Source organism: Vibrio sp. 2304, from assembly GCF_033339475.1.
Lineage (GTDB): Bacteria > Pseudomonadota > Gammaproteobacteria > Enterobacterales > Vibrionaceae > Vibrio > Vibrio alginolyticus.
The window spans coordinates 46,754-59,634 of sequence record NZ_JAWOUQ010000006.1; the positions used below are offsets into that span (position 1 = coordinate 46,754).

A 12,881-nucleotide genomic window follows, 5' to 3' on the forward strand; every position below is an offset into this window, starting at 1 on the left:
AGCTTTTAGCTACAGAGGGCGAAATAGCGTTATTTGACGAGCAGAGCAGAAAAAATCAATACAAACAAAAATCCCCAGCAATGCGCGATCACATCGCTGGGGATTTTTTCATCAATATAAAATCTAAGTCAGCTTAAGTTACTTTTTATCCGACTTTTCCTTATACATTTCTTCAATTTCATCTTGGTATTTGTCATTGATGACTTTACGACGAAGTTTTTGAGTTGGCGTTAACTCACCATCATCCATAGAGAAAGCTCTTGGTAACAGTTTAAACTTCTTCACTTGTTCAAACTTTGCCAACTCTTTTTGAAGATCGTTCACCCGCTTCTCAAGCATTTCGACCACCTGGTGGTGCTTAATCAACTCAACGCGATCGTGATATTTGATATTCAGCTCTTTCGCGTACTCTTCTAGCGAGTCATAACAAGGCACGATAAGCGCAGAAACAAACTTACGAGTATCCGCAATAACTGCGATTTGCTCGATGAAGTGGTCTTTACCAATCGCACCTTCAATCATTTGTGGAGCGATGTATTTACCACCTGAAGTTTTCATCAACTCTTTGATACGATCGGTGATGAACAAGTTGCCATTTTCATCAATGTAACCAGCGTCGCCCGTTTTTAGGAAACCGTGCTCATCAAAGGTCTTTTCCGTCTCTTCTGGCATTTTGTAATAGCCACGCATCACCATTGGACCACGAACCAGAATCTCGTTGTTTTCGCCGATCTTAACCTGTGCGCCAGGCATCGACATACCAATAGAGTCGGGGTTAAAACATTTATCATCCCAACACGATACTGTCGCCGTGGTTTCAGTCATACCGTAGCCCAACTTAACGTTGATACCAATCGCATGGAAGAATCGACCGATGGTTTCATCCAACTTTGCACCGCCACAAGGCATAAAGTTGATTTGCCCGCCAAGTAGCGCACGCAGTTTGCTCAGAACCAACTTATCCGCCAAAGCGTATGACTTACGCAGCAAGAGCGATGGCTGACGTTTTTCTTGATGACAAGCGGCCATTTTTGCGCCCATGTTGACTGCCCAAGTAAACATGATCTTACGGTGAATCGGCGCGCGAGACACTTTCTCGTGAATCGCAGAGAAGATCTTCTCATAGAAACGCGGTACGGCACACATCACGGTAGGTCGCACCTGGCTCAGTGCATCACGTACTTGCATGGTGTCTTGCAAATAGCAGTTGGTCGCCCCTTTGTACAATACATAAAAGGTCCAAGCGCGCTCAAATACGTGTGACAACGGAAGGAAACATAATGACACGTCACTTTGAGAAAGGCTCAAGCGCTGATCGTGCCCTTCCAATTGCGCCGCAATGTTTGCGTAGTCCAACATAACGCCTTTTGGCTGGCCTGTTGTACCCGAGGTGTAGATCAGCGTGAGTAGATCATCTTCTTTTGCCTGATCTAAACGCGCGTCCAATTCAACTTGATATATAGCGTCGCCTTTGGCAACAAATGCTTGCCAAGAGATAACGAAATCATGATCGCCAAGTTCTATATCATCAGACATCGCAACAATGAGCTCTAACTGTTCGCACTGGTCGAAAATGCTCACTGCTGCATCAAATTGAGGCTGTTCACCAACAAACAGAACTTTTACGTCTGCATTGTTAATGATGTACGCCGACTGGGCGGCAGTATTGGTTGGGTAAATAGGTACTGTCACGCTGCGTAATTGCAGAGCTGCGATATCAGCGATCGTCCATTGCGGCATGTTGTTCGAGAAAATGCCGATCTTATCTTGGACTCCTAATCCCTGAGCCAAAAGTGCAAGTGATAAAGCATCAACTTGCTGACCAAATTGCGTCCACGTAATACCTTGCCACTCCTCACCCACTTTATGCTTGAGTGCAACGCGTGTACCACCGTTCGCAATTTGTTCACGAATACGTTTAACGATATGAAAATCTAACTTGGCCATTCTTTTACTTACCTTTTGGCTTACAGGCGTAAGCTAATTGAGCGAACAAGTGTACTCACGGCTTGCTAAAACGCAACTGACCAGTATCAAACTTATCACTAATAAGAGACAACTATCACTTATACGTCGCGAACGTACCTCAAATTGCTGAATGATTACTCTATTTAACTTACTGTTTCGATTGTTGATTACGAAAACAAAAAGCCCCGAGAGACAAAAATCGCTCGGGGACCAATGAATTGTAAAAATTGATGATTACCAATATGGTCTAATCGAGAAGACCAAACGTCATCTTATTTTGCGGCAACGACTTCACCACAAGTGATCATCAGTTGATCGCGTAGCCAAATGTGGCCTTTATCTTTTTCACTTGATTCATGCCAGCTTAAGAAGCCGCTGATTTCTTTGTTTGCAAATGGGAAATCAAGAATTTGCAGTTGATCGCTGTTTACCGCATTTTCCGCCATCCAACGTGGTGCAATAGTCACAAGCTCAGATTGACCCACCACGTATAGTAGGTTGCTTAAACTAGAACCTTCATACGCCGCTTGGCAATCCAGTTCACGGTACGCTTGCTCTGAGAAACTACGTTGGCCATGCACTTTCGATAACTTCGCATGCTTTTCGTTAAGCAGTTGCTCAGCCGTCACACCACCTTGAATGCGTGGGTGGGTTTTTGATGCGATAACCACTAATTCATCTTTGAAGATTTCAGTACTTGAGAAACCTTGCTCATCAAAACGAGCGTAGTCGATCACGAAATCAATTTCTTGGTAGCGCATACGCTCAGACAACAAACGGTCAAATTCTGCATCTAGGTGAAGCTGAACGTTTGGTGCTTGTTGATTCACTTTTGCCATGATCTTCGGAGCAAAACGCATGTCACAAGGGCTGCAAATCGCAAGCTTGAATAAGCGAGTCGAGGATTCTGGTTGGAATACAGAGCTAGGAAGTTCATTGCGAATCAGCTGTAGTGCTTGGCGAATAGGGCCAAACAGTTGACGAGCTCGTTGCGTAGGCTGAATACCACGGCCTTGGCGCATGAATAGCTCGTCGTTAAACATCACTTTTAAGCGTGCCACGGCGTTACTTACTGCCGGTTGAGACATGCCTAGGTTATGTGCTGCACGAGTAATATTTTGCTCTTGCATTACAGCATCAAATACAGTCAGTAGGTTTAAATCTACACCACGCAAAGTGCTTTCCATACGGTAGCTAGCAATTGCGCTCATCGCGTCTTTCTTCTCTAACATTGAGTGCGCCTCTTTTGTAATCGTCAACTTTGTTCATTAAATTCATAACGAATAGAATCCCATCTCGCACAAAAGACGGCGGCTGGATTCGAATCATTTTACGAATAGATAACCTAACTTTTTATTATATTTATCGTCCGGATACTTCCGGCTCGAACTGTACTATCAACTAATCGATTGCGGTTTCGCAACTAGATTGATATTTAATCAGTAAATTTTAGCCAATTAGGTATTTATTCGTTAAATAACAAAAGCTTGATAAAAACATAAAAAACTATAAAACACGTAAAAATGCATTCTTTGAGGACGTATTTAGCAAATTGATAGGACAGGCGGTCAACACAAGCATGCATTTAGCTCAGTTATTAGTTGAAATAAGAACAACAGATGACAGCTATATCTCTGATTGAATTTTGCACTTATCAGTCAAATTATCAGCAAATACACACTGAATAGAAATTAGAGAGGAAGAATAAAAATGCAGCCTTCCAAACAGAAAGGCTGCAACAAAATCGTGTCAAAAATGGAAGGAACAATGTACTTAGAACAACGTACTTAAATGTTCGACACGTAACTTGGAAAATCAACCTGCTCCCACAGTTGTCTGGATAACTCTGCTTTTGAATCCCATGCACCTTGCAGTACCCAATGAACAATAGCCTGAGCAACATCTGGGTATTTCACACTTTCGGCTTGTTGCTCCTTTAGCCACTGGCGTACTGCGGAAATGTCTAAGCTCTCCATCGACATCGCAAGCCCTAAATCTTCTAAGGTCGCAACATTGCTCTGCTGCTCGAATTGACCCGCGAGTGGCTTTAGTAACAATTTTTTCCCCAAAGACAAGGCTTCTGAAGGAAGCTCAAACCCACCATTAGCAATGACACCACTACAGCGATGCAAATGATGCTGGAAGTTGCTGTGGCATAAAGGGCGCAGTTCTATGTTTTCTACCAGCTCACATTCGATCACATCCGGGTGATAACAGATAAACGCTTGTTGATTAAAGTGGAACAATAAGTCTGAGATATCTTCAATCGATTCGAACGGTAGATACACCAACACGAAGTCGTCGTTTTCTGCTTGGCTATCGACGGTATGCACTATCGGTGGTAACAAAGGTTGATCAAAATGATGCCAATGCAAACCAAGGTGATGTTGAGAAGGCGCAAAGTATTCAATGACGGATTTATCTAACCAACTTGCTCCCTTTAGTGGCACCGGATAACGGAAAGCATTTTGGTGGCTGATACCAATAGAAGGCTTATTTTGTTGTCTCGCTGCCCACGCAGTCACAGGTTCGAAATCATTAATGATAAGATCGTAGGACGACAGATCGAGTTGCTTAACTTCTTTGAAAAACTGCACCAAATTGTTATTCAATGCTGTTTTCGCGTAGTTTACAGAGCCTTTTTCGGTAATAAAGGTGAAGCCTCGGCGAGTCTGGTAATCGCCAAATGCTTCCATTGAAAAGTATTTTTCCGGCGCTCGCCCAGAAAACAAAAAGTCGACCTCAACATCGTGCTCTTTAAACGCATGACTCATCGCCCTTGCGCGTGCAATATGTCCGTTTCCTGTCCCTTGAACACCGTACAAGATTTTCATCAATTAGCCTCCCAACATCGCAATCGCTAATCCACCACAAAGACTGCCAAGCAGTGCACCAATGATGACATCAGTAAAAAAGTGCACACCCAATAAGATTCGCGCGGTTCCGATTAAACTTGCCCAAAAGAATGCAGCAACGCCTAGGCTCGGATAGTAATGGTCAATCAGCGTCGCCATGACAAACGCAGCGGCAGTGTGTCCTGAAGGAAGACTATAGCGATCAGAGGGGGTAATAAAAGCAGGAAGGAGTGCACTAAGCTCTTCAGGGCGACGACGCTTAAAACTATTTTTCAGCGTCCAATAAATTGGTAGCTCGATAGCAAAAGCAAGTAAACCCGCCAGTAAAAACCAGACTCCTTGCTCCTTATCTAAATACCAAGCTAATAACCCCAACACCAAGTAAAGATGCCCGTCACCACTGTGGGAAACTCCTTTACTGATATTGGCGACTTGTTGATTAAAACGGTGCTTAAGACAAACACTAGAGAGCGCTAAATCAAACTTAGCAATGGTTGCAATTGGCTGTGTAATTGTCTCTATGGTTCGCATGTGACCTTTCCTTACTTTGACAACGCCTTTGTGTGAAAAGTAGGAGGTTTAGGTGACAACAGCATGACGGGAGTTTGGACAATTAATGACAAAGGCCAAATTAAGGTGTGCCCAACAATTTATCTATTGGGCATAACCATAAAAATAGAACATTAAGAACGGTTTGATGGTTGCGGTTGAGGGGTGTCTATATACCAGACTTTTCTCTTCTTGCGGCAGGCGCGCAAAGAGCCTGTCGTAATGTCGCCATCTTTTGTAAGCTCATAGCTCAGTGAGCGGCAAGTATAGTTTCCCGACAGTTCATGCTCTATACTCGTTTTCTCCGTTTTACTCGAGTTAGGCTCTAGTAGAGGGTTAGGCTGAGTAGATAAAATGTCACGATTTATCACATTGCTGCGCGCATAATCCTTATGGACATAACCTTTTATCACTCCTTTCTGTTCAACGAGAAACCAAGGTTGATCAACCACTTTTGCTAGCACATTAAAGACTTCCCCTTTCGATAATACGCCAAGCTTTGCCCCTTCAAGACTCGGTTTGGAGCGTAGGTTTAATGTGGTCTTAGAGCGGTAAGAAACATCCATAAACTCTACTGGGTTTGAGGTATCGACACCTTCAGTGGTTGGTCGGAAAACTTCCGCTTGCTGTTTCTCACTAGGTTGAACACGGATCTTCCACCAAGAATACGTTTCCGGATCTTTACCTTTAAACTTATTTCGGCTGTCAGACTCAAGGGCAACAAGCATCTGATTCAAGAAAGATTCGCGTCCCTCATAACTCAAAAATCGATCCATTTGATCATTGATAACCATGACGCTCTGTGAGTGATCATTCATAACAACGGGGGAAGCCACTTCCACATAGGTCTGCGATTGAAACAGCTGACAACCCGACAAGCTGACCAGAGTAAATACTATGGCTGAACGTCCAAATTGTTTTGTTAACCTCATTCTTTCCCTAACCCTTATATTTCTTTTACCTAGTGCAACTGCACTACTATAAATGGTCATTCAAAACTTTTGCCAAACAATTCGGACCTTTGTGTGACAAGTCGCAATCCCGATGCTTGTTTTGGTAATGAAACGTCGCAAACTTGATGAGAACTTACTTCTTCTAGCACGTTTCTATCGCATCATGTCGTTTCACTTAGTGCATCATTTTTTTCAAGCAAACGAAAAGACTCATCCGATATGAATAAAAAATCGACTTTAGGGTTGACGCGCTTCATGGAGTGCGGTACTAATTTGTTAACTTAATTATGTGGAAAGCTTAACAACTATGTCAGCTCATTTTTCTATCCTGCTTAGCCTCCTCCTGATCGTGACCAGTTCGCGCGGGTAGGCTGTGGAAGAAAAATAACCACACCAATTTCTAAGAACCCGCATGAGAATGCGGGTTTTTTTATATCTAAATACTGGAAGTAAACGATTCACTTGCGCGAAAGTGCAGAAATCAGGAAGGAAGCAAACATGAACGATCAGGTCATTATATTCGACACCACATTGCGTGATGGCGAGCAAGCGTTGTCAGCAAGCTTGACGGTTAAAGAAAAACTGCAGATTGCCTATGCGCTGGAAAGACTCGGCGTTGATGTTATCGAAGCCGGCTTCCCAATCTCTTCACCAGGTGATTTCGAGTCTGTACAAACCATCGCAAAAAACATAAAAAACAGTCGAGTTTGTGCCCTTTCGCGTGCCGTTGCGAAAGACATTGATGCTGCCGCTGAAGCCTTAAAAGTGGCCGACCAATTCCGTATCCACACGTTTTTAGCCACTTCCACCATTCACGTAGAAGACAAACTACGCCGCAGCTACGACGATGTACTAGAAATGGCAGTCAACGCCGTTAAACATGCGCGTAACTACACTGATGATGTCGAGTTTTCTTGTGAAGATGCAGGTCGTACTCCTATAGACAACCTATGTCGCATGGTAGAAGCCGCCATCAATGCAGGTGCGAGTACAATCAACATTCCAGATACCGTTGGCTACACCGTACCAAGTGAGTTTGGTGGGATTATTGAAACCCTATTTAACCGCGTTCCGAACATTGATAAAGCGATCATCTCCGTTCACTGTCACGACGATTTGGGGATGTCAGTTGCCAACTCTATTGCCGCAGTTCAAGCTGGCGCACGTCAGATAGAAGGCACGATCAATGGCATTGGAGAGCGAGCGGGTAACTGTTCACTTGAAGAGATCGCAATGATCATCAAGACGCGTCAAGAGTTTTTGGGCGTTCACACTGGCATTAAGCATGATGAAATTCACCGCACCAGTAAGTTGGTTAGCCAGCTATGCAATATGCCTATTCAAAGCAACAAAGCAATTGTGGGTGCAAATGCGTTTAGCCACTCTTCAGGCATCCACCAAGATGGCATGTTGAAGAATAAGAATACCTACGAAATCATGACCCCTGAGTCTATTGGCCTAAAAAACCAAGCTCTGAACCTAACCAGCCGCAGCGGTCGCGCTGCCGTGAAGAGCCATATGGACACCATGGGTTACAACGAAGATGAGTACAACCTAGACGCGCTGTATGCGGATTTCTTGAAACTTGCTGACCGCAAAGGCCAAGTGTTCGATTACGACCTAGAAGCCCTAATGCACTTCTCGAACTTACGTGAAGAAGATGACTTCTACAAATTGAGCTACCTAAGCGTGCAGTCTGGCAGCGTAATGGCTACCACCAGCATCAAAATGCAATGCGGTGATGAAGAAATGTGTGAAGCAGCGGTCGGTAATGGCCCAGTTGATGCGCTATACCAATGTATCTACCGCGTGACAGGCTACGACATCGTTCTGGATAAATTCGACCTAACCGCGAAAGGTGAAGGTGAAGATGGTTTGGGTCAAGCAGACATCATTGCCAACTACAAAGGTCGCAAATACCACGGTACGGGCGTTTCTACCGATATCGTTGAGGCTTCCGGCCAAGCATTATTGCACGTTATTAACAGCATTCATCGTGCAGATAAAATCGAAGAAATGAAGCAGAAAAAGATTGCGACTGTGTAATAACAACCGGGCTACACGGCTCAGGAAAGAACACGCTCGTTGAAATAATTAAGCTCAAAATTAGAAAACTTAAAGGATTAACATGACAGACAAATCGTACAAAATTGCCGTCCTACCCGGTGACGGCATTGGCCCGGAAGTAATGGCGCAGGCACATAAAGTATTGGATGCAATCGAAAAGAAACATGGTATTGCGTTTGAGCGTGACGAGCATGATGTCGGTGGTATCGCGATCGACAATCACGGTTGCCCACTTCCAGAGAGCACAATAAAAGCATGTGAAGAGTCTGATGCAGTCCTATTCGGCTCGGTTGGCGGCCCTAAGTGGGAGCACTTACCACCAAATGACCAACCTGAACGCGGTGCCCTACTGCCACTACGCAAACACTTCCAACTGTTCTGTAACTTACGTCCAGCGCAAATTCACTCAGGTCTTGAAGCTTTCTCACCGCTACGTGCAGACATCTCGGGTCGCGGCTTTGACATCGTGGTAGTCCGTGAACTGACGGGTGGTATCTACTTCGGCCAACCGAAAGGTCGTGAAGGTGAAGGCGCAACAGAAAAAGCATTTGATACTGAGGTGTACCACCGCTTTGAGATCGAACGTATTGCAAAAATCGCTTTTGAATCTGCTCGTCTACGTCGCAAGAAAGTGTGCTCTATCGACAAAGCGAACGTTCTACAAAGCTCTATCTTATGGCGTGAAGTAGTCGAAGAAATCGCAAAAGACTACCCAGATGTCGAGTTGTCACACATGTACATTGATAACGCGACTATGCAGCTTATCAAAGACCCTGCTCAGTTCGACGTAATGCTGTGTTCAAACATCTTCGGCGACATCATTTCTGATGAATGTGCGATGATCACAGGCTCTATGGGTATGTTGCCATCAGCAAGTCTAAACGAAAGCAAATTCGGTCTGTACGAGCCAGCAGGTGGCAGTGCACCAGATATCGCAGGTAAGAACATCGCTAACCCTGTGGCACAAATCCTGTCTGCGGCACTGATGCTACGTTATAGCCTAGGTGAGGAAACGGCGGCACAAGACATTGAAGCGGCAGTTTCAAAAGCACTATCAGCGGGTGAGCTTACGGGTGACCTTGCTGGTGACAACCCAGCACTTTCGACGTCTGAGATGGGCGATAAGATCGCTGAGTACATCTTAAACTCTTAATACAGAACAGATTCATAATAAATACTAAATCCTCGGTCAACCAATGGCTTTCCTCTAAGTCATTGGTGCAATAGCAAGGCAGCAAGCCCATTTATATTAAGGCGTTTAGTTCGCTAAATAACTGGATAAATGGGTGTCGCTAACGCAGTTATTGCGGCAAAGGCGACGAGGAAAGGAAGCAAACAATGGGCAAAACATTATACGAAAAAGTCTACGACGCACACGTTGCCGTCGCAGCAGAAGGGGAAAACCCAATCTTGTACATCGACCGTCACTTGGTACATGAAGTGACGTCTCCGCAAGCATTTGACGGCTTGCGTGAAAAAGGTCGTAAGGTGCGTCAGGTCAGCAAAACTTTTGCCACCATGGACCACAACGTTTCAACAACCACCAAAGACATCAACGCATCCGGTGAGATGGCTCGTATCCAGATGGAAACGCTATCGAAAAACTGTGAAGAGTTTGGTGTTACGCTTTACGACATTAACCATAAGTATCAAGGTATTGTGCACGTTATGGGCCCAGAGCTTGGTATTACCCTACCGGGCATGACCATTGTTTGTGGTGACTCGCACACTGCTACACACGGTGCGTTCGGCTCGCTAGCTTTTGGTATTGGAACATCTGAAGTTGAGCACGTATTAGCAACTCAAACGCTAAAACAAGCGCGCGCTAAAACGATGAAGATCGAAGTGAAAGGCAAAGTGGCTCCGGGCATTACTGCGAAAGACATTGTGCTAGCCATCATCGGTGAAACGACAGCAGCAGGCGGTACAGGCTACGTAGTTGAATTCTGTGGTGAAGCGATCACTGACCTTTCAATGGAAGGCCGCATGACCGTATGTAACATGGCGATAGAGCTAGGTGCGAAAGCCGGTTTGATTGCGCCAGATGAAACCACGTTCGAATACATCAAAGGCCGTAAATTCTCACCTCAAGGTGCCGACTTTGATGCAGCAGTAGAATACTGGAAGACATTAAAAACTGACGATGATGCTCAGTTTGATGCAGTCGTGACACTAAACGCAGCGGATATCAGACCACAAGTCACTTGGGGTACTAACCCAGGCCAAGTGATCGCAGTAGATCAACCTATCCCAGCACCAGAAAGCTTTGCCGACCCAGTAGAAAAAGCATCGGCAGAAAAAGCATTGGCTTACATGGGCCTAGAGGCAGGCAAGTCATTGTCTGATTACAACGTCGATAAAGTCTTCGTTGGTTCTTGTACTAACTCACGTATCGAAGACATGCGCGCAGCCGCTGAAGTAGCGAAAGGTCGCAAAGTCGCGCCTCACGTTCAAGCGCTAATCGTTCCTGGCTCTGAGCAAGTAAAAGCGCAAGCAGAAGCGGAAGGCTTGGACGTTATCTTTAAAGAAGCGGGCTTTGAGTGGCGCCTACCAGGTTGCTCGATGTGTCTAGCAATGAACAATGACCGTTTGGGTCCACATGAACGTTGTGCGTCTACTTCAAACCGTAACTTTGAAGGCCGCCAAGGTCGTGATGGCCGTACCCACCTAGTGAGCCCTGCGATGGCAGCGGCAGCAGCAATTGCTGGTCACTTTGTAGATATTCGTGAACTAGACTAAGGAGCAAACCAATGTCAGGCTTTAAACAACACACAGGCTTAGTTGTTCCTCTAGATGCAGCGAACGTTGATACTGATGCCATCATTCCAAAGCAGTTCCTACAAAAGGTCTCCCGCCTAGGGTTTGGTAAGCACCTATTCCATGACTGGCGCTTCCTAGACGATGCTGGCGAACAGCCAAATCCAGAGTTCGTGATGAACGCACCTCGCTACCAAGGCGCGTCTATCTTGCTGGCTCGTGAAAACTTCGGCTGTGGCTCATCTCGTGAGCACGCACCGTGGGCACTAGCGGATTACGGCATCAAAGCGATGATCGCACCAAGCTTTGCCGATATTTTTTACGGCAACTCGATCAACAACCAAATGGTGCCAGTTCGTTTGACTGAACAAGAAGTGGATGAAATCTTCCAGTTTGTTGAGGCAAATGAAGGTGCAGAAGTCGAGGTCGACCTAGAAGCGAATGTCGTTCGTGCCAACGGCAAAGAGTACAGCTTTGAAATCGATTCGTTCCGTCGTCATTGCTTGCTAAACGGTTTGGACAACATTGGTCTAACCCTTCAGCACGAAGATAAGATTGCCGAGTACGAAGCGAATATTCCAAGCTTCTTGCGTTAAGACGCGTTAGTAAATACACAAATCAAGGGCTGGCAATTGTCGGCCCTTTTAATGTTTTGGGTAACCGTTCTCATATCGCTTTGCTTACAGAATACCGAACGCCTCTGTTGAAATTCGTCATCCTGAACAGCGACGAAGGAGTGTAATTCAGGATCTACTGCCAGAGCGCACTGTGCAGATTCATACTGTCTTTACTCAAGAGTTTGTGGGTATTAGATTCCTGATATCGCTTATGCTCCTCGGAATGACGGCGAATAAAGGCCACTGATTACTGAAAGAAAACAAGCACTAAACTGGTCTACACTATCAACAATATCTCATTCAAAGGTATCTCTATGAAGCGTCTGTTATTGCTGTTGTGTACTCTGGTTTCTTTCTCGACATTTTCCGCGCCTAAATCCGACTTATGGCCATATTGGAAACAATCGAATCAAGCCAACCAAACCCAAATTTCTCATCAAGAATGGCAACAACTGCTCGATACTTATTTAGTTGAACAAGGCGAGAATACCTTGTTTCGTTACAGCCAAGTCACCTCAGCCGATAAAACTAAGCTGAAACAATACATCCAGCGTTTGGCAAAACTAGACCCTCGACAATACAGCCAAGCAGAGCAATATGCCTATTGGGTAAACCTTTACAACGCCATCACGGTAGATCTTATTTTGGATAACTATCCAGTCGAATCAATCACCAAGCTAGGTGGCTTATTTAGCTTTGGTCCTTGGGGAGACGATGTGGTCGTAGTCAACGGGAAGGATCTAACTTTAAACGATATTGAACATCGCATTTTACGTCCAATTTGGAATGACCCGAGAACACATTACGCGGTTAACTGTGCCAGCTTGGGATGCCCTAATCTGCAGTCTCAAGCATTCACTGCTGACAACACGCAAGTTCTACTGGATAGTGCCGCCAAAACATTTATTAACAGCAGCAAAGGCGTATCTATCCAAGGTAACACGGCACAGCTGTCTTCTATTTATGATTGGTTTGCAACGGACTTTGGTGGAGAAAAACAAGTCTTCAACCACATCGCAAAGTACGCACCGCAATACAAAAATTTCTCTGGTAAAGTGAAATACGAATACGATTGGGACTTGAATCAAGCCAACTAAACTGGAGAGATTTGAGGT

10 protein-coding genes are annotated in these 12,881 nt (G+C 45.0%); 5 read left to right on the forward strand and 5 right to left on the reverse strand.

The annotated features are described in order from the left end of the window. Positions 1-138: 138 nt before the first annotated feature. The 5 genes from R7P64_RS13340 to R7P64_RS13360 all read right to left on the reverse strand — a co-directional run bounded on the left by R7P64_RS13340 (position 139) and on the right by R7P64_RS13360 (position 6,304). Positions 139-1,947: an AMP-dependent synthetase/ligase gene (locus R7P64_RS13340; protein WP_005383062.1), complete on the reverse strand. Its 1,809-nt coding sequence runs from the start codon at positions 1,945-1,947 to the stop codon at positions 139-141. A 293-nt stretch (positions 1,948-2,240) separates the two neighbouring features. Further along, positions 2,241-3,200 (reverse strand): LysR family transcriptional regulator CalR, encoded by a 960-nt coding sequence (gene calR / locus R7P64_RS13345; RefSeq protein ID WP_005379693.1) that lies wholly within the window; start codon positions 3,198-3,200, stop codon positions 2,241-2,243. 555 nt (positions 3,201-3,755) lie between these two features. After that, positions 3,756-4,802: an MJ1255/VC2487 family glycosyltransferase gene (locus R7P64_RS13350; RefSeq protein WP_042522415.1), complete on the reverse strand. Its 1,047-nt coding sequence runs from the start codon at positions 4,800-4,802 to the stop codon at positions 3,756-3,758. 3 nt (positions 4,803-4,805) lie between these two features. Further along, entirely contained in the window at positions 4,806-5,354 is a 549-nt protein-coding gene (locus R7P64_RS13355; RefSeq protein WP_256903143.1) for a phosphatase PAP2 family protein, read from the reverse strand. A gap of 152 nt (positions 5,355-5,506) precedes the next feature. Next, entirely contained in the window at positions 5,507-6,304 is a 798-nt protein-coding gene (locus R7P64_RS13360; protein ID WP_158157193.1) for an SH3 domain-containing protein, read from the reverse strand. 519 nt (positions 6,305-6,823) lie between these two features. Between R7P64_RS13360 and leuA the strand changes: the two genes are divergently transcribed. From leuA to R7P64_RS13385, 5 genes are all read left to right on the forward strand, one after another. Beyond that, on the forward strand, positions 6,824-8,371 hold the full coding sequence (gene leuA / locus R7P64_RS13365; protein WP_005379685.1) for a 2-isopropylmalate synthase: 1,548 nt from the start codon (positions 6,824-6,826) through the stop codon (positions 8,369-8,371). 82 nt (positions 8,372-8,453) lie between these two features. Continuing rightward, positions 8,454-9,545, forward strand: coding sequence for a 3-isopropylmalate dehydrogenase (gene leuB / locus R7P64_RS13370; protein WP_005379683.1), 1,092 nt, complete (start codon positions 8,454-8,456; stop codon positions 9,543-9,545). A 185-nt stretch (positions 9,546-9,730) separates the two neighbouring features. Further along, a complete protein-coding gene (gene leuC, locus R7P64_RS13375) occupies positions 9,731-11,131 on the forward strand; it encodes a 3-isopropylmalate dehydratase large subunit (RefSeq protein WP_005383069.1) in 1,401 nt (466 codons plus the stop codon). A gap of 11 nt (positions 11,132-11,142) precedes the next feature. Next, a complete protein-coding gene (leuD, locus tag R7P64_RS13380; protein ID WP_005379679.1) occupies positions 11,143-11,745 on the forward strand; it encodes a 3-isopropylmalate dehydratase small subunit in 603 nt (200 codons plus the stop codon). A gap of 335 nt (positions 11,746-12,080) precedes the next feature. Beyond that, positions 12,081-12,863, forward strand: a complete 783-nt coding sequence (locus R7P64_RS13385) for a DUF547 domain-containing protein (RefSeq protein WP_262637901.1) — start codon at positions 12,081-12,083, stop codon at positions 12,861-12,863. The last annotated feature ends 18 nt before the right edge of the window (positions 12,864-12,881 follow it).

Bases quoted from the DNA above. Each gene is read 5' to 3' on its own strand.
- leuD (WP_005379679.1), top strand. From the start codon at position 11,143: ATGTCAGGCTTTAAACAACACACAGGCTTAGTTGTTCCTCTAGATGCA.
- calR (WP_005379693.1), bottom strand. From the start codon at position 3,200: ATGTTAGAGAAGAAAGACGCGATGAGCGCAATTGCTAGCTACCGTATG.
- leuB (WP_005379683.1), top strand. From the start codon at position 8,454: ATGACAGACAAATCGTACAAAATTGCCGTCCTACCCGGTGACGGCATT.
- leuA (WP_005379685.1), top strand. From the start codon at position 6,824: ATGAACGATCAGGTCATTATATTCGACACCACATTGCGTGATGGCGAG.
- leuC (WP_005383069.1), top strand. From the start codon at position 9,731: ATGGGCAAAACATTATACGAAAAAGTCTACGACGCACACGTTGCCGTC.
- R7P64_RS13340 (WP_005383062.1), bottom strand. From the start codon at position 1,947: ATGGCCAAGTTAGATTTTCATATCGTTAAACGTATTCGTGAACAAATT.
- R7P64_RS13385 (WP_262637901.1), top strand. From the start codon at position 12,081: ATGAAGCGTCTGTTATTGCTGTTGTGTACTCTGGTTTCTTTCTCGACA.
- R7P64_RS13355 (WP_256903143.1), bottom strand. From the start codon at position 5,354: ATGCGAACCATAGAGACAATTACACAGCCAATTGCAACCATTGCTAAG.
- R7P64_RS13360 (WP_158157193.1), bottom strand. From the start codon at position 6,304: ATGAGGTTAACAAAACAATTTGGACGTTCAGCCATAGTATTTACTCTG.
- R7P64_RS13350 (WP_042522415.1), bottom strand. From the start codon at position 4,802: ATGAAAATCTTGTACGGTGTTCAAGGGACAGGAAACGGACATATTGCA.